Annotated in this window: 16 protein-coding genes; 4 read left to right on the forward strand and 12 right to left on the reverse strand. The window is 73.8% G+C overall.

All coding sequences use genetic code 11. The annotated features are described in order from the left end of the window. Positions 1 to 3: 3 nt before the first annotated feature. The 9 genes from QF032_RS09160 to QF032_RS09200 form a co-directional block, all read right to left on the reverse strand. Positions 4 to 1,083 carry a Zn-dependent alcohol dehydrogenase gene (locus QF032_RS09160; protein ID WP_307055667.1) on the reverse strand — a complete coding sequence of 360 codons (1,080 nt, stop codon included), beginning with the start codon at positions 1,081 to 1,083 and terminating at the stop codon, positions 4 to 6. Between the two features lie 10 nt (positions 1,084 to 1,093). Continuing rightward, positions 1,094 to 2,482 (reverse strand): aldehyde dehydrogenase family protein, encoded by a 1,389-nt coding sequence (locus tag QF032_RS09165; RefSeq protein ID WP_307055669.1) that lies wholly within the window; start codon positions 2,480 to 2,482, stop codon positions 1,094 to 1,096. 460 nt (positions 2,483 to 2,942) lie between these two features. Next, complete coding sequence (locus tag QF032_RS09170; protein ID WP_307055670.1) at positions 2,943 to 3,647, reverse strand: class F sortase; 705 nt, start codon at positions 3,645 to 3,647, stop codon at positions 2,943 to 2,945. Further along, the gene (locus QF032_RS09175) at positions 3,634 to 4,470 is read right to left on the reverse strand and encodes a hypothetical protein (RefSeq protein ID WP_307055672.1); all 837 of its coding nucleotides are present in this window, start codon (positions 4,468 to 4,470) and stop codon (positions 3,634 to 3,636) included. Before QF032_RS09175 ends, QF032_RS09170 begins: the two co-directional genes overlap by 14 nt. 103 nt (positions 4,471 to 4,573) lie before the next feature. Then, positions 4,574 to 5,821 (reverse strand): MFS transporter, encoded by a 1,248-nt coding sequence (locus QF032_RS09180; RefSeq protein ID WP_307055674.1) that lies wholly within the window; start codon positions 5,819 to 5,821, stop codon positions 4,574 to 4,576. Positions 5,822 to 5,840: 19 nt separating this feature from the next. Next, positions 5,841 to 7,277, reverse strand: coding sequence for a CitMHS family transporter (locus QF032_RS09185; protein ID WP_307041419.1), 1,437 nt, complete (start codon positions 7,275 to 7,277; stop codon positions 5,841 to 5,843). Positions 7,278 to 7,418: 141 nt separating this feature from the next. After that, complete coding sequence (locus tag QF032_RS09190) at positions 7,419 to 9,656, reverse strand: molybdopterin oxidoreductase family protein (protein ID WP_307041421.1); 2,238 nt, start codon at positions 9,654 to 9,656, stop codon at positions 7,419 to 7,421. A gap of 121 nt (positions 9,657 to 9,777) precedes the next feature. Continuing rightward, positions 9,778 to 10,395: a TetR/AcrR family transcriptional regulator gene (locus tag QF032_RS09195; RefSeq protein WP_307055676.1), complete on the reverse strand. Its 618-nt coding sequence runs from the start codon at positions 10,393 to 10,395 to the stop codon at positions 9,778 to 9,780. Positions 10,396 to 10,468: 73 nt separating this feature from the next. Then, positions 10,469 to 11,059, reverse strand: a complete 591-nt coding sequence (locus tag QF032_RS09200) for a hypothetical protein (RefSeq protein WP_307055678.1) — start codon at positions 11,057 to 11,059, stop codon at positions 10,469 to 10,471. A gap of 164 nt (positions 11,060 to 11,223) precedes the next feature. On the opposite strand from QF032_RS09200, the gene hmgA reads away from it, so the two are divergent. The 4 genes from hmgA (at position 11,224) to QF032_RS09220 (ending at position 15,911) form a co-directional block, all read left to right on the forward strand. After that, positions 11,224 to 12,576 carry a homogentisate 1,2-dioxygenase gene (gene hmgA / locus QF032_RS09205; RefSeq protein ID WP_307041428.1) on the forward strand — a complete coding sequence of 451 codons (1,353 nt, stop codon included), beginning with the start codon at positions 11,224 to 11,226 and terminating at the stop codon, positions 12,574 to 12,576. 27 nt (positions 12,577 to 12,603) lie between these two features. Further along, positions 12,604 to 13,353 (forward strand): GntR family transcriptional regulator, encoded by a 750-nt coding sequence (locus QF032_RS09210; RefSeq protein ID WP_307055680.1) that lies wholly within the window; start codon positions 12,604 to 12,606, stop codon positions 13,351 to 13,353. 35 nt (positions 13,354 to 13,388) lie between these two features. Continuing rightward, positions 13,389 to 14,555 (forward strand): type ISP restriction/modification enzyme, encoded by a 1,167-nt coding sequence (locus QF032_RS09215; RefSeq protein ID WP_307055682.1) that lies wholly within the window; start codon positions 13,389 to 13,391, stop codon positions 14,553 to 14,555. Positions 14,556 to 14,660: 105 nt separating this feature from the next. After that, entirely contained in the window at positions 14,661 to 15,911 is a 1,251-nt protein-coding gene (locus QF032_RS09220; RefSeq protein ID WP_306953662.1) for a CaiB/BaiF CoA transferase family protein, read from the forward strand. Between the two features lie 35 nt (positions 15,912 to 15,946). On the opposite strand, the gene QF032_RS09225 is transcribed toward QF032_RS09220, so the two are convergent. From QF032_RS09225 to QF032_RS09235, 3 genes are all read right to left on the reverse strand, one after another. After that, a complete protein-coding gene (locus QF032_RS09225) occupies positions 15,947 to 16,228 on the reverse strand; it encodes a hypothetical protein (protein ID WP_307041435.1) in 282 nt (93 codons plus the stop codon). 126 nt (positions 16,229 to 16,354) lie between these two features. Beyond that, on the reverse strand, positions 16,355 to 17,173 hold the full coding sequence (locus QF032_RS09230; protein ID WP_307041437.1) for an anti-sigma factor: 819 nt from the start codon (positions 17,171 to 17,173) through the stop codon (positions 16,355 to 16,357). After that, entirely contained in the window at positions 17,170 to 17,712 is a 543-nt protein-coding gene (locus QF032_RS09235; RefSeq protein ID WP_307055684.1) for a sigma-70 family RNA polymerase sigma factor, read from the reverse strand. Before QF032_RS09235 ends, QF032_RS09230 begins: the two co-directional genes overlap by 4 nt. Positions 17,713 to 17,883: the final 171 nt, after the last annotated feature.

Here is a 17,883-nt window from a genome sequence, read left to right on the forward strand (position 1 = left end):
CGGTCAGAAGACGACGAGCGCCCGGCCGCCCTTGCCGGCCAGCATGTTGTCGAAGGCCCCCGGGATGTCCTCCAGCGCGATGCGCTCCGTCACCAGGGCGCCGAGGTCCAGACGGCCCGCCCGGACGTGGCCGGCGAGGACCGGGAGGTCCTTCGCCGGGTCGGAGTTGCCGTAGACGCAGCCCGAGAGGGTTCTGCCCCAGTGGAAGAGCTCCAGGGCGTTGAAGGTGACCTGCTGGTCCTTGCCGCCGATGCCGACGACCGTGGTACGGCCGCCGCGCCGGGTGGACTCCCAGGCCGTGCGGATGGCGACGGCGCGTCCCACGCACTCCACGGCCACGTCGACGCCCTGCCGGCCGGTGAGGGCGCGGATCTCGCGGGCGGTGTCCGCCGAGGCGATCACGTACTCCGTGGCGCCCGCCGACCGGGCCAGCTCCTCCTTCTCCGGGGAGACGTCCACGGCGACGATCGTCGCGGCGCCCGCGATCCGGGCCGCCTGGAGGGCGGCGAGGCCGACTCCGCCGACACCGAACACGGCGACCGTCTCGCCGGCCCGGACGCGCGCGCTGTGGTGGACGGCGCCGTAACCGGTGAGGACGGCGCAGCCCAGCAGGGCGGCGTCGGTGAGCGGGATGCCGTCCGGCAGGGGCAGCAGGCAGGACTCGCGGACGACCGTCTCCTCGGCGAACGCGGCGACGTTCAGCCCGGGGTGCAGGTCCCGGCCGTCGGCGGTGCGGGCGTACACGTCCGCGGAGCCGTTCAGGGCGTTGGCGCACAGCCAGACCTCGCCCAGTCCGCAGGCGTGACAACTCCCGCAGGAGGGAGCCCAGTTGAGGACCACCCGATCGCCCGGCGCGACCCGGGCCACGCCCTCGCCGACGGACACGACCGTGCCCGCGCCCTCATGACCGAGGACCGCGGGGACGGGCACCCGCATGGTGCCGTTGGACAGGGAGAGGTCGGAGTGGCAGACCCCGGCGGCGGCGAGCCGGACGCGGACCTGGCCCGGGCCGGGTTCCGGGAGGTCGATGCCGATGATCTCCAGGGGAGCTCCGACGGCGGGAAGTACGGCGGCACGGACCACTTCGGGCTCCTCAGAACTGCAGGGACTTGGTCTGGAGGTACTCGGTCAGCCCGTGCGCGCCGAGCTCGCGCCCGACGCCCGACTGCTTGTAGCCGCCGAACGGGGCGAGGGGGTTGAACCGGCCGCCGTTGATGTCGACCTGGCCGGTGTCCATGCGGCGGGCGAAGGCCACCGCCTCCGCCTCGTCGCCGGCCCAGACCGCGCCGGCGAGTCCGTAGACCGTGCCGTTGGCGATCCGCAGGGCGTCGTCCTCGTCCTCGTAGCGCAGGACGGACAGCACCGGGCCGAAGATCTCCTCCTGGGCGATCGTCATGTCGGGGGTGACGTCGGAGAAGACCGTGGGGCTGACGAAGTAGCCCTGTTCGCGGGGGGCTTCGGGGCCTCCCGCGACCAGCGTCGCCCCCTCGGCCACGCCCTGCTCGATGTATCCGCGCACGCGGTCGCGCTGCCTGGCGTTGACGACGGGGCCGATGCGGTCGCCGTACTTGGCCGCGGCCGCTGCGGCGAGTCCGACCGCCTCCTCGTACCGGTCGCGGTGGACGAGCATCCGGGTCCAGGCGCTGCACGTCTGACCGGAGTTGGACATCACGTTGGCGACACCGACGTTGACCGCCCGGGCGAGGTCGGCGCTCGGCAGGATGACGTTGGCGGACTTCCCGCCGAGTTCGAGGGCGACCTTCTTGACGGCCGCGCCCGCCGTCGCCGCGATCCGCTTCCCGACGGCCGTGGAGCCGGTGAAGGACACCAGGTCGACCCCGGGGTGTTCGGCGAGGGCCTGGCCGGCCACCGGGCCGAGGCCGGTGACCAGGTTGAAGACGCCGGCCGGGACGCCCGCCTCGTGGACCGCCTCGGCGAACAGCTGGGCGGTGAGCGGAGTGTCCTCGGCCGGCTTGAGGACCACGGTGCAGCCCGCGGCGAGGGCCGGGGCGACCTTGGCGACGATCTGGTGCAGCGGGTAGTTCCAGGGGGTGATCGCGCCGACCACGCCGACCGGCTCGTGCAGGACCGTGGAGTTGCCGACCCGTTCCTCGAAGGAGTGCGTCGCGGCCAGCTCCGCGTAGGAGCCCGCGACCGCGATCGGTACCGCCGCGTGGACCGCCTGGGAGAAGGCGAGGGGTGAGCCGAGTTCGGCGGTGACCGTCTCGGCGATCTCGTCCTTGCGGGCCGCCAGGACGTCCCGGAGAGCGCTCAGTCGGGCGGCGCGCTCGGCGGGCGGGGTCGCGGCCCATCCCGGGAGGGCGGCGCGGGCGGCGCGCACCGCGGCGTCGACGTCGTCGGCCCCGCCCGCCGGGACGCGACCGATCACCTGCTCGTCCACCGGGTCCAGGACCTCGATCACGTCCTGGCCCGCGGCCGGGCGCCACGCGCCGTCCAGGTAGATGCCGTCGTGTGCCTTCATCGCGTTCCCTCCGGGCGGTCCTCGTCGTCCGCGACCTAAACTAGCGTCGTTAGTTTTTCGGCACCAGGGGTCACGGGAGAACGTCCGCCCGGTCGTCCGGGTCCGGCAGCCGCAACCGGTCGGGGCCGGGCCGATCCGGTCGCCGTGCCGTTCAGGACGAGGAGGGGCGATTCGAGGAGGGTCGACGCCGAAGAGGGCCGATGTCGGCGAGGGGCGGCGCCTGCCTGCCGTGCCGGAGGTCGAACCGGGGCCGGTACGCGCGGCAGGCAGGCGCCGGTGAGGGCGCGGGGCGCCGGGCGCGGTGTCCGGCGACAATCGGTCCACGACCCGGCCGCCTCGGGCGCGGACCTCGCCGACTCGCGCAGGGGGACGGCGCGGGGAGAGGGCGGGTGTCGGGAGAAGCGCCCCGGGACTCGGAGCCGTGGCCGGGCGGGGACGGTGGGGGGCGTCCCGCCCCGGATCAGCGGGTCGCCGTCAGATGGGCGAAGACGACGACGTTGCTCGTGTACCCGGTCGTGCGCCGGAAGAGGCCGCCGCAGGTGAGCACGCGCAGCTCGGGGCGGCGGGTCGGGCCGTACACCTCCTTGTCGGGGAAGGTGTCCTTGTCGAAGACCCGGACCCGGTCCACGGTGTAGACGGCGGTACGGCCGTCGGCACGCCGGGCCTCGATTGTGGCGCCCCGGGCCACGCGCGCGAGCCCGGCGAAGACGGCGGGGCCGGTCCTGGTGTCACGGTGTCCGACCGCGATGGCGGCGCCCCGCTCGCCGGGGGTGGGGCCGCCCGCGTACCAGCCGACGAGCCCCGGCTCGTCGAGGGGCGGCGTCCCGAGGTGCCGGTCGGGGCCGAGCCGCAGCGGGACGATCGGCGCGTCGATGCCCAGGGACGGCACCCGCAGGACGGTCGCCGGGGACCGGGGCAGCGGGCGGGGCGGCGGCCCGGCGCGCTCCGGCCCCTTCCCGCCCTCTTCGGCGTCCCCCGCGGAGGCCGGGCCCGCGGCGGATCCGTGGGCCGCCGTCCGCCCGGCCCCGGGCGGCGCGCCCGGGGCGTCGTGCCCCCCGCACCGGACTGCCGCCGTCACCAGGACGACCGCGAGTACGGCCGTCCTGGTGAGACGGAAGAGACGGGTCCGGTGCCAGGGCCTGCGTCCGCGCCTACGCGGCACCATGGTTGCGCCGGCGGGTCAGACGGAAGTAGGCGACTCCGCCGACGGCCACCAGACCGACGGCCGCGGTGGCGGCCAGCGGGGTGAAGGCCTGCGAGGTGTCGGCGAGTCCGCCGCCGCCCGCGTGGACGCCGCCCTCAGGGCCGCCCTTCTCGCCGTTCCAGGCGCCGCCGCTCTGGGCGGCGCCTTCCCGGCCGCCGCTCTCCCGGCCGCCGCTCTCCCGGCCGCCGCTCTCCCGGCTGCCGCTCTCCCGGCTGCCGGCGCCCGGCGCGGTGGCGTTCTGCCCCCCGCCGTTCTGGCCCCTGCCGTTCTGGCCCCCGCCGCCCTGGCCGTTCGCGGCCCCGAGCTCCCGGCCGTCGTCGGTGATCGGGCGGTTCGGGCCCTCGTTCCCGCCGCGCCGACCCTCATCGCAGTTGATCTTGAAGACCTTCGTGGTGGGCGACGGCGCCCCGGCGGAGAGGGTCCACTCGAGCGTGTACGAGCCCTCGGCCAGTCCCAGGGTGTCGGTGTGGCCGGCGCCGTTGGTGAGGTCGATGGCGCCGGTCACGGTGGCCGTGTCCTTGAGCGGAGGCCGTGCCTTGATGGTGTAGGTGACGGCCGTCAGTTCGCCGAAGTTGGCGGCGTCGAGGTAGAACCGGCAGGCCACCGGGTCGTCCTTGGAGACGCCCGGGGGCACGTGCTCACGGTGGATCCTGATGTCGCCGGCCTCCCCGACGGCCATGGCCGACGGTGCCGCGAGGCAGGTGAACCCCGCCGCGGCGAGCACCGTGAGAGCCGTGGCGCCGAGGCGGGTGCCGAAGGCGGGCGGGAGCGTCGAGCTGGACATGCGCATTCCTCCGAGTCAGGACGATTTTCATACAAATCGCTCTTGCACCTGACTCTCTTTCACATCGGCGGCTCCGACGGTGGGACCGCCGCCCGACGCGCCGTCAGACGTCGCTCGACCGGCGCAGTCCCGACCCGGACCGGCGAGGGGCCGAACGGTCCGCCTCCGCCTCCTCGCCTCCCCGGGCCTCCCCCGGCGACCGGAGGGCGACCCCCGAGGACAGCAGCAGCAGCGCTCCCAGCATCGCGAACGGCGCGGCCACCCCGGCGAGGCCGGCGACCAGGCCCGCGGCGGCCGGCGCGGCGACCTGGCCGAGCCGGTTGCCGGTGAGGCGCAGCGCGAGGGCGGTGGAACGGGCGCCGTCCGGCGCGGCCCGCACGACCGTCGTCATGGACAGCGGCTGTCCGACGCCCAGACAGAAGCCGAGCAGCGCGAGGATCACGCTCAGCGCCCAGACCGGCACGGGCAGGACGATGCCGGCGCAGAGCAGGGCCGCCAGCAGACAGGTCACCGTGAGCAGCACGGTCCGGCCGAGCAGTCGCAGCAGCGGGGTGAGGACGAGCCGGCAGGCGATGGAGGCCGCCGCGCGGACGCTGAGCAGGACGCCGACGACGGGCGGCGCGATGCCCCGGTGCTCACCGACCACCGGCAGGTAGGCGGTGAGGATGTCGGTCGCGGACAGCACGGAGAGGCTGACGAGGATGCCGGCCGGGACGCCCCGGGCCCGCAGGATGCGCCGGACGGGGACGCGGTCCCCGTGCTCCGCGCGGGAGTCCGGCCCGAGGTCGCGGTGCTCGATGCGCCACAGCGACGTGAACGCGACGGCACACCCCGCACCCGCCACGAGCAGGGCGAGCGCGCTGCCGCCCGCCATGTCGGCACGGCCGATCAGCGCTCCGGCCGCCACCGGCCCGACCAGTTGGCCGAGCGAGGCGCCGATGGTGAAGTGGCCGAAGTCGCGGTCCTGTTCGTGCGGCGCGGACTGCCGGGCGACGAGCGACTGGGCGCCGATCACGAAGCAGAGGTGCCCGAGGCCCATCACGCCGCTCCACAGGGCCATCGTCAGGGAGCCGGCGAGCCCGCTGAGCACGCAGCCGCCGGATATGAGGACCACACCGGCCGGCAGCAGGGGGGCGCACCGGCCGTGGTCGGTGCGCCGGCCGAGCGGGACGGCGGCCAGGAGCGGCAGCAGCGCGTAGACGCCCGCGACGACGCCGACGGCCCCCTCGCCGGCCCCCAGCGCCAGGGCCCGGTAGGAGACGGCGGGCCGCGCCATCGACACCGCCCCCTGCGCGAAGCCGAAGGCGATGACGAGACGGAGCAGCCAGCCGCGGTTCCTGCCGGGCCTCACGAGTTCTCCCACCGGACGGTCAGACGATCCCGAACAGGATGCCCGCGCCGAGGATCGCCAGGCAGGTCAGGACGGCCCACTTGACCACGAAGCGGGTGTGGTCGCCGAACTCGACCCTGGCCATGCCGACGAGGACGTAGACGGCCGGGACCAGCGGGCTCGACATGTGCAGGGGCTGGCCGACGAGCGAGGCGCGGGCCATCTCCAGCGGGGTGACGCCGTGCGCCGCGCCCGCCTCGGCGAGGACCGGCAGGACGCCGAAGTAGAAGCCGTCGTTCGACATGAAGTAGGTGAGCGGGAGGCTCAGCACGCCGGTGACGAGGGCCATGTGCGGCCCCATGCCCTCGGGGATGACGTCCACCATCCACTTCGCCATGTGGTCGACCATGCCGGTGCCCTGGAGGACGCCGGTGAAGACGGCTGCGGCGAAGACCATGCCGGAGACGTTGAGGACGTTGTCGGCGTGCGCGGCGAGCCGGGCCTTCTGGTCCGGGATGTGCGGGAAGTTGACGGTGAGGGCGAGCGCGGCGCCGAGCAGGAAGAGCACCGGAATCGGCAGCAGCTCCATGATCATGGCGGTCAGCAGCGTGACCGTGAGCAGCGCGTTGAACCAGTACAGCTTGGGGCGCAGGGTGGCGCGGTGCGGGTCGAGGCCCTGGAAGCCGTCGTCGTCCGCGGCGTCGGCGTCCTCGCCGGCGTCGCCGAGAGCCGCGGCGCCGGAGCCGGAGCCGCCGGCCGGGGCGGCCGCCTTGCCGGCGCCGGTTGCGGAGCCGCCGGCCCCCACGAGCACCGTCTCGGTCTGCTCGGCCTTCTCGTCCACCAGCACCTCGTCGAGGGTCAGCACGCCGAGCCGGGCCCGCTCACGGCGGCCGAGGACGTAGGAGAGCGCGACGACGAAGACGAGGCCCACGGCGAGGGCCGGGATCATCGGCACGAAGATGTCGCTGGCGTCGACCTTGAGCGCGGTGGCGGCGCGGGCGGTGGGGCCGCCCCAGGGCAGCGTGTTCATCACGCCGTTGGCCATGGCGGCCACCCCGGTCATCACGACCAGGCTCATCTTCAGGCGCTTGTACAGCGGGTACATCGCCGAGACGGTGATCATGAAGGTGGTGGAGCCGTCGCCGTCGAGGGAGACGATCGCGGCGAGCAGTGCCGTGCCGACGACGATGCGCAGCGGGTCGGCCTTGCAGAACTTCAGGATGCCCCGGACGATCGGGTCGAACAGGCCGACGTCGATCATCACACCGAAGTAGACGATCGCGAACATGAGCATCGCCGCCGTGGGGGCGAGGCTGGTGACGCCGTCGATGACGTAGTCACCGAGCTTGGCGCCCTTCCCGACGAAGACGCAGAACAGTGCCGGGATCAAGACGAGCGCCGCGATCGGCGACATCTTCTTCAGCATGATCAGGACCAGGAAGGTCGCGATCATCGCGAAGCCGAGGATGGTCAACATGAATGGATACCTAACGTTCGCCCTTGAACATCCCACCTGGGGGTCGGCGGTGCGTTGACGTTAGGTCCGTTCAAACAGGGTTAACAAGACGTTGACATGCGAGCAATAAGCGCAAAACTCCAGGTCACAGCTTTGCTCAGGTCACAGCGCCGGGATCGCGGCCAGTCGGACCGGCACTCCGTTGAGGACCGCGTTGCCCGACAGGGGGTCGAGCAGGCTGCCGTCGAGGAGCTGGTTGACGTTGACTCCGGGGTCGGCGGCGGCATGGCTCAGGCGCGTTCCGGGGCGGTCGTGGCCCCAGCCGTGCGGCAGGCTGACGACGCCCCGGCGCACGCCGTCGGTGACCTCGGCCGGCGCGGTCACCTCGCCCCCGGCGCCCGTCACCCGTACCGGCGCGCCGTCGCGCACGCCGAGCCGTTCCGCGTCCTCGGGGTGGATCTGCAGCGTGCAGCGGTTGGTGCCCCCGGTGAGGGCGGGGACGTTGTGCATCCAGCTGTTGTTGGACCGCAGATGGCGCCGGCCGACCAGGACGAGTCCGTCCGGCCGCCGTTCCAGGGACGCGCGCAGCCGCGGGAGATCGCCGGCGATCGGCTGCGGCAGCAGTTCGATCCGGCCGGAGGCCGTCTTCAGCGGCTGCGGCAGGCGGGGGCCGAGCGGCCCGAGGTCGATGCCGTGCGGGCTCTCGAGCAGCCGGGCGAGGTTCAGCCCGTCCGGGCGGGTGCCGAAGCCGTCGCCGTAGGGGCCGAGGCGCAGCATCATGTCGAGCCGGCGTTCGGGGCCGCTCTCCCCCGTGAGCTGCGCGGCGAGTTCCTTCGGCTCGCGGCCGTGCACGGGCGAGTGCGGCTCCTTGACGGCCTTGCCGAGGGTCTGCCCGACGACCAGCTCGTCCACGGCCGACGGGTCGGCGCCGTGCATGCCGGTCACCGCCAGCGTCAGCCGGGCGAGGATCTCCGTCTCGGCCATCCGGCCGGGCTCCAGCGGGACGGCGGGGCGGGAGTAGCGGACCTGGTTGCGCACGGCCAGGGTGTTGAAGGCGAAGTCGTGGTGCGGGCTCTGGGAGGGCGGGGGCGGCGGCAGGACGACGTCGGCGTGGCGCGAGGTCTCGTTCAGGTAGGGGTCGACGCTGACCATGAAGTCGAGCGACTCCAAGGCCTTGTCGAGCCGGTTGCCGTCGGGCGCGGACAGCACGGGGTTGGCGGCGACCACCACAAGCGCGCGGATCGGCTCGCCCTCCTCGGTGGCGGTGTCGATCTCCTCGGCCAGCGCCGAGAGCGGCAGTTCGCCCTTGGCCTCCGGGTGCCCGCCGACCCGGGAGTGCCACCGGCCGAGCCGGAAGCCGCGGCCGGGGCCCGCGGGGCGGGGCGTGCGGTCGGTGGCGGCCTGCGGGAAGAGGGCGCCGCCGGGCCGGTCGAGGTTGCCGGTCAGGACGTTGAGGACGTCGACGAGCCAGCTGCCGAGGGTGCCGAAGGGGACCGTGCAGCTGCCGATGCGGCCGTAGACGGCGGCGGTCGGGGCGGCGGCGAGCTCCCGCGCGAGGGCGCGCACGACGCCGGCGTCGACGTCGCATGCCGGGGCCACCGCCTCGGGGGTGAAGTCCCGTACTGCGTCCCGGAGTTCGGCCAGTCCCTCGACGTGCGGGGTCAACGCTCCCAGCTGCACCAGGTCTTCCTCGAACAGCACGTGCGTCATGGCCGCGAGGAGCAGCGCGTCGGCGCCCGGCCGGATCGCGATGTGCCGGTCGGCGAGCTTCGCGGTGCGGGTGCGGCGCGGGTCGATGACCGTGAGGGTGCCGCCGCGGGCCTTGAGCGCCTTGAGCTTGCCGGGGAAGTCCGGCGCGGTGCACAGACTCCCGTTGGACTCCAGGGGGTTGGCGCCGATGAGGAGGAGGTGGTCGGTGCGGTCGAGGTCCGGGACGGGGATCGCGCCCGCGTCGCCGAAGAGCAGCCCGCTGGAGACGTGCTTGGGCATCTGGTCGACCGTGGAGGCGGTGAACAGACTGCGGGTGCCCAGCCCGCCGACCAGCAGCGGCGGGTAGAGGCCGCCGGCCATCGTGTGCACGTTGGGGTTGCCGAGGACGACGCCGACGGCGTTCGGGCCGTGCCGCTCGACGACCGGCCGGATCCCGGCGGCCACCGCGTCGAAGGCCTCCTCCCAGGTGGCCTCGCGCAGCTCGCCGTCACGGCGGACGAGGGGCGAGCGCAGCCGGTCGGGGTCGCCGTCCACGGCCGGGAACGCGGCGCCCTTGGGGCAGATGAAGCCCTGGCTGAACACGTCGTCCCGGTCGCCGCGGGCGCCGGTGACCCGCGTTCCCTCGATGGTGAGCGTGAGCCCGCAGGTGGCCTCGCACAGGGGACAGATTCGCAGGGCGGTGCGGGACACGGGTCCTCCTGGGGGCGGCATTGCCTCGTCCCGACCGAGCATACCGACCGGTATGACTTCTGGGGAGGCCTCCGCCGGAGGCGGCCGCCCTGCGCTCCCCGGGCCGCCGTCGGCGCGGCGGTCAGTCCAGCACGCGCGCCAGGTACGCCCGCAGCAGCTCGCGGGTCTCGTCGATCACTTTCGCGTCCCCCTCCGGGTCCACCCGGAAGGCCAGGTGGACGAGCGTGTCCGCGGTCTCCACGGCGATCAGGAAGACCCGGCGCAGATCGTCGTCGGGTTCGCGGTCGAGGTGGCCGGCGAGCAGTTCGGTGAGGCGGTCGGCGACCCGGTGGTTGGGCTCGGCGTGCCGGGCGCCGACCGGGATCTGGTTGCCGAAGTCGACGAGGGAGAAGCCGGGGGCGGTGCGCTTCATGGCGAGGTACTCGTCGAGCACGGCGTCCATCGCGGTCCGCCAGTCGCCCGGCCGGGCTCCGCGCAGACGCTCGGTGACGCGCTCGGAGTAGTGCTCGAGGTTGCGCTGCGCGAGTGCGTCGGCCATCTGCCGCTTGTTGCCGAAGAAGCGGTAGACCGAGCCGATGGGGACGCCGGCGCGCTCGGCGACCGCCCTGGTGCTCAGGGCGTCGTAGCCGACCTCGTCCAGCAGGTCGGCGCAGGCGTCGAGGATCCTGGTCAGCCGTTCGGCACTGCGCCGCTGCACGGGCGCACGACGGAGCGATGTCGCTGGGGGCACGGACTTCATGATGCCCTTCCGTCGCGGCCGGGTGAACCTCACCCCTGGGTACGGAGAAACATGCCTGATGCACTCAACGCGCTCAGGGGGGCGGCGACCCCGTCGGGGACCCCGTCGGCGACCCGCTCGGCGTCCCCGCCGCGGGCCCGCCGGTCGGCACGGCGGACGCGGCCGACGACTCCGACGCCGTGACGTCCGCCGTGGCCTCCACCGGCTTGCCGTCCACCGCCCAGACCGTCGCGTCGTCCGCGTACAGGCGGGCGGTCACGTGATGGGTGCCGTGCGGGAGGTAGCCGGCCGGGATGCGGTACGCCAGGGTGCGCAGATCGGCGACGGGCAGGTCGTCGACGTACAGCCGGGCGAGGCCGCGACCGGTGACCGCCTGGCGCGGCGCCCCCGCGGGCGAGAACCGGAAATTGGCCAGCTTCAGCCGCACGTTCCAGCCGCCGGAGCCGTCCGGCTGGACCTCCACGCCGACCTCGGGAGCCCCCTTCTTCGCCACCTGGCGGTAGTGGCGCCCGCCGTCGTCCGTGTGGTCCAGGACCTTGCCGACGGGCGAGGGCGACGCCACGGTCCCCGGTCCGCTCCCGTCGCCGGGGGCGCAGCCCGCGGATCCGGTCAGCAACAGGACACAGAGCGCGAGGGCGGCGGGCAGGGGGCGCGTCCACGACATGGTCCGGACACTAGAGCACCGGCCGCCGCACACGGATCCCCCTGAAGTCTGGTTCCGGCCGTGCCGTGATCGTCCTCCGAGAGGAGGACACCGGCGGACCTCTTGCGTCCGGGAAAACGCAATCCTACGGTGATGCAGAGGAATCAGCGGGCAAGGGAGCCATGATGAGCAGCGGGGACGCACGCAAGACGGCCGAGGGGCTGGCCCACCTCTGCGGGTTCGGCAACGAACACGCCTCGGAGGCCGTCCCGGGGGCCCTGCCCGACGGCCGCAACTCGCCCCAGCGCGCGCCGCTCGGCCTGTACGCGGAGCAGCTCAGCGGTACGGCGTTCACCGAGCCGCGCGCCCACAACCGCCGCTCCTGGCTGTACCGGATCCGCCCGTCGGCCGCGCATCCGGCCTTCACCCGGGCCCCGGACGGGGCGCTGCGCACCGGCCCCTTCACGCAGACCGTCGCCGATCCGAACCGGCTGCGCTGGGACCCCCTGCCCGAGCCGCCCGAGGGCACCGACTTCCTGGCCGGTCTGTGGACCGTCGGCGGCAACGGGGACGCCGCCCAGCGCAGCGGCATGGCCGTGCACCTCTACCACGCGAACGCCGGCATGGACCGCGTCTTCGGGAACGCGGACGGCGAGCTGCTGATCGTCCCCGAGCACGGCGGGCTGCTGCTGCGCACGGAGTTCGGGCTGCTGCACGCCGAGCCCGGCCATGTCGCGCTGATCCCGCGCGGGGTCCGCTTCCGCGTCGACCTGCTGGACGACTCCGCCCGCGGTTACGTCTGCGAGAACTACGGCGCCCCCTTCCGCCTCCCCGACCTCGGGCCGATCGGCGCCAACGGCCTCGCCAACCCGCGCGACTTCCGGGCGCCGGTCGCCGCGTACGAGGACGTCGAGGGGCCGGTGGAGGTGGTCAACAAGTTCTGCGGCCACCTGTGGAGCGCGACCTACGACCACTCCCCGCTCGACGTCGTCGCCTGGCACGGCAACCTCGTGCCGTACGTGTACGACCTGCGCCGCTTCAACGTCATCGGGACGGTCTCCTACGACCACCCGGACCCGTCGATCTTCACCGTGCTGACGTCCCCGTCCGACACCCCCGGCCTGGCCGGCGTGGACTTCGTGGTCTTCGCCCCGCGCTGGCTGGTCGGCGAGGACACCTTCCGGCCGCCCTACTTCCACCGGAACGTGATGAGCGAGTACATGGGCCTGATCGAGGGCGCCTACGACGCCAAGTCGGCCGGGAAGGGCGGCTTCGTGCCGGGCGGCGGCTCGCTGCACAACATGATGTCGGCGCACGGCCCGGACCGTGAGACGTTCGACCGCGCGAGCGCCGCCGAACTGAAGCCGCACAAGGTCGACGACGGGCTGGCGTTCATGTTCGAGACGCGCTGGCCGCTCGTCCTCACCCCGCAGGCGGCCCGGGCGGATCATCTGCAGCAGCGCTACGACGACGTGTGGCAGGGCCTCGAGCGTCACTTCCGTCCGTCCGCCGGAACGTCCGACGGCACATTGCACTGAACGTTGCCGACCGGTACGGATAGGCCCGTGACCTCCTTCGCCCCGGACTCGATCGTCCTCACCCGGAAGCTGCCGCTCTGGTACCAGGTGTCGCAGTCGTTGCGCGCCTCGATACTCGGCCGCTCACCCCGCGATCCCCTCCGGCTGCCGACGGAGGAGCAGCTGGCCGGGCACTACGGGGTGAGCGTGCTGACCATGCGGCAGGCCCTGAAGGAGCTCGAGGACGAGGGGCTGATCACCCGGCACCGCCGCCGGGGCACGTTCATCGAGCCCACGGCACGACGCGGGGCCCCGGTCCGGCTGCTGGGCTCGGTCGACGCGATCGTGGCCCAGCAGTCCGGGATGGCGACCGAACTGCTGGACCACGGCCGGGCGGCCGTCCCCGCCGAGGTCGCCGAGCACTTCCCGGACCTGGCGGAGGTGGGCACGTACCACCGCCTGCGCAGCGACGAGAAGACGGGCGAGCCCACCAACCACGCCCGCAACTACGTCCGCCCCGAGCTCGCCGCCCGCATCGATCCGGACGACCTGGTCCGCTGGCCGATGACGAAGGTGCTGCGGGACGTCGTCGGCGTGGCCATCGGCCGCATCACCGACACGGTCGAGGCGCGGCTCGCGGACCCGGAGACGGCACGGCTGCTCGGGGTCCCGCTGCTGAGCCCGATCCTGCACTACACGGGCGTCACCTACGACACCGACGGCCGGGCCCTGGACGCGGCCGTCATCCACTACCGCGGCGACCGTTTCTCCTTCACGGTCACTCTCGACGCGACGTGACGCACCGTGCCACGCGGTCCGCGAGCCGTCGTACGATGCCCGGCGTGACGCCCGACGACGCTCCGCAGCTCGCGGATCTCATGCCGTGGTCCGTCGCACCGCCGCGGCTCGGCCGGGGGTGGCCGACGGCCCCCGACCCGGCGTGTCTCAAGGCCCGCTGGGACGCCCTGCTGAAGGCCGAAGGACCCGACCGCGAGGCCCTGTTCGAGCCGACGCGCTCGCGCACCCTGCACACGGCGGTCGGGCAGTTGCCCGGCCGGTCCGGCGGCACCGAGCGGCTGGCCCGCGCCTTCGGCCCCTGCCCCGAGCCCGTACGGGTGCTGGCGGCGCCCTTCGACGAGCAGTGGCTCATCCCCGACCACCGTCTTCTCGACGCCGCCCGCCCGGAGCTGTGGCGGGTCGCGGACGACGCGCAGGTGTTCGTGGTGGAGACGCCGCAGACGACGGCGCGGCCTTTGCTGGCGACCTCCGTGCTGCCCCTGCTGCGGCCGGGCCGGATCCGGCCGCTGTACCGGCGGCCGGGCGGTGTGGAGCCGAACCTGGCGCCGGGGCTGCCCGACCTGCTGCGCCGGCTGGGCCACTCCCCCGATCCGGTGGACTTCCTGGCGTGGACCCTCACCGCCGTCCGCCCGGATCTCACCGTCCCGCTCACCCGGGACCGGGAGCTGTGGGCGCACGGCGTCGAGTCGGGCCGTCGCGTGCTGTGGCTGCTGAGGCGTCACGGCGAGCGGCCCAAACTGCCCGGCGGCCGCCGGCCCTACGTCCGCGCCCCGATCCCGGCCCGTCCGCTCACCCTGCGGTACGACCGCGACGAGGAGGCCCTGCTGCTGGACGAGGGCCGGGTCTCGCCCGTCCCGCCCGAGGCGTGGGACGCCGAGTCGGAGCCCGGGGTCCGGGTCCTGGAGCGCTGGTTCGCGGCCCGGACGGCCCAGGAGGCCGAGCCGGGCACGCTGGCCGCGATCCGCCCGGCGGCCTGGCAGCAGACGTGGACCTCCGAACTCCTGGAACTGATCACGGTGCTGGCGCTGCTCGCGGAAGTCGGCGCGCGGCGGGCCGAGTCGGCCGCGGCGGACCCGGACACGGTCACCGCGGCGGAGCTGCGCGCGGCGGGCGTCCTGCCGGTCCCGGACGCGGCACGTCACCCGGCGACGGTCCTCGACCACCACGAGGAGGGACCGGAGGGCCAGTTCGCCCTCCTCTAGGGCGTGCTCCGGTAGTGCCGTCCGCGCGGCCCCGGCTCCCGGACCCCACTTCCGGCCCCGGCTCCCGCATGACAGAGGAGGCGAACAGAGGCCATGATCCACCCCATGGACCAGCCGCCCCAGCCCACGTCCCCACCACCGCGCCGGCCCCAGCCCCAGCGCCCTCCGGAGCCGCTGCCCCTGGAGGGGCTCACCGTCGTCGCCGTCGAGCAGGCCGTCGCGGCGCCCTTCGCCACCCGGCAGCTCGCCGATCTCGGCGCCCGGGTGATCAAGGTCGAGCGGATCGACGGCGGGGACTTCGCGCGCGGCTACGACACCGCCGCCGGCGGACTCGCCTCGCACTTCGTGTGGTGCAACCGCGGCAAGGAATCGATCGCGCTGGACCTGAAGGATCCGCGCGGCCTGGCCGTGGTGCGCCGGCTGATCGCGGGCGCGGACGTGTTCGTGCAGAACCTGGCGCAGGGGGCCGCGGCCCGGCTGGGCCTGGACGCGGCCACCCTGTGCGCGGCGCACCCGCGGCTGGTGGCGGTCGACGTCTCCGGGTACGGCGCCGGCGGCCCCTACGCGGACAAACGGGCGTACGACATGCTCGTGCAGTGCGAGGCGGGGCTGGTGTCGGTGACCGGGACGCCCGGGCAGCCGGTCAAGGCGGGCATCCCGGCGGCGGACATCGCGGCGGGCATGTACGCCTTCTCGGGGGTGCTGGCCGCGCTGGTGCGACGGGGCACGACCGGGCGGGGCGGCCCGGTGGAGGTGTCGATGCTGGAGTCGCTGGCGGAGTGGATGGGCCATCCGCTCCATCACACGATGCACGGGGGCGTCCCCCCGCGGCGCACCGGCCTCGCGCACGCGGTGATCGCGCCCTACGACGCCTACCCGACGGCGGACGGCGAACGGGTGCTGCTGTCGGTGCAGAACGACCGGGAGTGGCGGCGGCTGGCCGAACAGGTCCTCGGCCGACCCGAGTTGGGGATGGATCCGGCGTATGCGACGAACGCGGCACGGGTGACGAACCGGGAGGGCACGGACGCACTGGTGGCTCAGGCGCTCGGCGCGCTGGCCGCCGACGAGGCGGTGGCGCGTCTGGAGGGCGCGGGCATCGCCTGCGCACGCCTGAGGGATCTGCCCGGGGTCGCGGAGCATCCGCAGCTGGCGGCCCGTGGGCGGTGGCGGGAGGTGGGGACGCCGGTCGGGCCGCTGCGGGCACTGCTGCCCCCGGTCACACTGCCGGGTGGGACTGAGGCGCGAATGGGGGACGTGCCCGCGCTCGGGGAGCACACCGAAGCAGTGCTGCGTGCCGTGGGGATGACGGACGAGGAGATCGCAGCGCTGCGCCGGGACGGTGTGACCGCCTGAGCGCGGGACTCAGCACATACGGGCGGGCCGGACGGTCAGTGCTTGTGCCCGCCGAACAGCGAGCGGCGCAGACGGCGCAGGGGGGCGAAGAGCGAGACGCGGCTCACCCGTGCTCGCACCGTCTTCGAGCCGGCGTCGCGAACGGGCTCACGGGCCGTCAGTTCCCGCATGAGCGAGGTCGCCTCGAGCGTCTCGCGCTGCGGAATGGCGGGACCCCCCAGTACCGAGAGATGTCGGTCCAGCCGCGAACTGGTCGCGCTGCTCCCGCAGGTGATCGCGGGGACCCTCGCCCTGCTGTGCATCGTTATCTGTTCCATGTCACTCCCCACCCGTACGAGTCCACCCGGCCCGGGCAGGGTAACCCTATCGCCCCGTCGAGGCACACATGTATCGAGCTCACAGGATTCACCTTCCCCGTAAGGGGGTTGACGACGCCTCCGCGATCACTCTCCGAATCCGACCGATTTCAGGGTGAGTTGGACAACCGGCTGTGTAGTGGGCTGCGGCGACCCCCCGTCGGGCTCGACGGTCACAGCCAGTGACGTCGCGGCCTTGTCGAGACCGGTGGCGACCAAGGGCGTGTCGCCGGCGAAGAGCCCCAGGGAGCGCGGTTGCGCGTCGGGGCGCATGAGCCACAGCTGGTGCACCTGCCCGGTCGGGAGATCGCCGTATCCGCTCAAGGTCACGATCGCCTCTCCGTCGGCAGCGGAAGCGATCACTCCGATACTGCGGCCCCGAGCGTCCCGCCCGGTGCTCGCCCGGGCGTCGGGAGCTGCGAGAACGTGGGCGATCTCACGTGCCTGGGCGCGCTCGGCGTTCAGCTCGTCCCGGGTCCGGTCGGCCTGGACGGCGAACAGCGAGGCGACGACGAGGGCCGCGGCGGCGGTGGCCGTCGCGAACGGCACGAACAGCGGGCGGCGCGCGCGGGGCGCTCGGGAGCGTTTGGGCGGCGGCTGCGTGCCCCAGACGTGCGGGGGCAGTTGGGGCGCATGCTCCCGGGCAGGGGCGCGCGAGGACTCCTGCGGGGTTCTCTGCACCGCGGCCAGCACCCGGTCGCGCAGCGCGGCCGGCGGTGGGGCGGCGGTCGACCAGGCGAGCCGTACGGCGTCCTCGGTCAGCGCCCGCACCTCGGCCGAGCAGCGGTCGCAGGTCTTCAGGTGCTTGTCGAAGCGGCGCCGCTCGTCCCCTTCGAGGGCGTCGAGCGCGTAGGGGGCGGCCAGCGAGTGAAGATCCTCCCGGCGGAACATCCCGAGGATGCTCATACGGCGCCTCCCAGGCAGTCGCGCAGCCGCGTGAGCCCGTCGCGCATCCGTGTCTTGACCGTGCCGAGCGGCAACGACAACCGGTCGGCCACCTCACGGTACGTGTAGCCGTCGTAGTAGGCGAGGGTGACGGACTGCCGCTGAAGCGCCGTCAGGCGGTCGAGGCAGCGGCGCACCCACTCGCGTTCCAGTCCGGCCTCGACCTCCTCCGTCACCTGGTCGAAGGCGGGGTCGTGGTAGCGGCGTCCCTCACGTTGCTCGCGGTCCACGGCGGCGCGGGCGCTGCGCACCCGGTCGACGGCGCGGCGGTGCGCGAGGGTGAGGATCCAGGAGAGGGCGCTGCCGCGGCTCGGGTCGAAGCGGCCGGCGGAGCGCCAGGCCTCGAGAAGGACCTCCTGGGCGACCTCCTCCGACTGCGCGGGGTCCCGCACGACCCGCCGGACGAGCCCGAACACCGGCCCGGACACCAGCCCGTAGAGCTGTTCGAAGGCCTTCTGGTCGCCTCCCGCCACGAGCACCAGAAGCTCGTCCGCCTCCATGCCGTCCCCCTTCCTGCGGCCGCCGCACCCTGGCCGCCCCGTCACACCCGGCATCCGCAACGCACACACCTCCGGGGAGGGGGTACGGATCCGAGGGCCGAAAACGCGGGCGAGCAGGAAATTAAAAGTTTTTTGGTTTCGACCAATCCGAACCGCCCCTCCGCTCCGTAT

The organism is Streptomyces achromogenes (assembly GCF_030816715.1).
In the GTDB taxonomy this organism is placed as follows: Bacteria; Actinomycetota; Actinomycetes; order Streptomycetales; family Streptomycetaceae; genus Streptomyces; species Streptomyces achromogenes_A.

Excerpts from the sequence above, each read along its gene's own strand:
- QF032_RS09165 (WP_307055669.1), bottom strand. The coding sequence starts at position 2,482 with ATGAAGGCACACGACGGCATCTACCTGGACGGCGCGTGGCGCCCGGCC.
- QF032_RS09170 (WP_307055670.1), bottom strand. The coding sequence starts at position 3,647 with ATGGTGCCGCGTAGGCGCGGACGCAGGCCCTGGCACCGGACCCGTCTC.
- QF032_RS09175 (WP_307055672.1), bottom strand. The coding sequence starts at position 4,470 with ATGTCCAGCTCGACGCTCCCGCCCGCCTTCGGCACCCGCCTCGGCGCC.
- QF032_RS09185 (WP_307041419.1), bottom strand. The coding sequence starts at position 7,277 with ATGTTGACCATCCTCGGCTTCGCGATGATCGCGACCTTCCTGGTCCTG.
- QF032_RS09195 (WP_307055676.1), bottom strand. The coding sequence starts at position 10,395 with ATGAAGTCCGTGCCCCCAGCGACATCGCTCCGTCGTGCGCCCGTGCAG.
- QF032_RS09200 (WP_307055678.1), bottom strand. The coding sequence starts at position 11,059 with ATGTCGTGGACGCGCCCCCTGCCCGCCGCCCTCGCGCTCTGTGTCCTG.
- hmgA (WP_307041428.1), top strand. The coding sequence starts at position 11,224 with ATGAGCAGCGGGGACGCACGCAAGACGGCCGAGGGGCTGGCCCACCTC.
- QF032_RS09215 (WP_307055682.1), top strand. The coding sequence starts at position 13,389 with ATGCCCGGCGTGACGCCCGACGACGCTCCGCAGCTCGCGGATCTCATG.
- QF032_RS09220 (WP_306953662.1), top strand. The coding sequence starts at position 14,661 with ATGGACCAGCCGCCCCAGCCCACGTCCCCACCACCGCGCCGGCCCCAG.
- QF032_RS09225 (WP_307041435.1), bottom strand. The coding sequence starts at position 16,228 with ATGGAACAGATAACGATGCACAGCAGGGCGAGGGTCCCCGCGATCACC.
- QF032_RS09230 (WP_307041437.1), bottom strand. The coding sequence starts at position 17,173 with ATGAGCATCCTCGGGATGTTCCGCCGGGAGGATCTTCACTCGCTGGCC.
- QF032_RS09235 (WP_307055684.1), bottom strand. The coding sequence starts at position 17,712 with ATGGAGGCGGACGAGCTTCTGGTGCTCGTGGCGGGAGGCGACCAGAAG.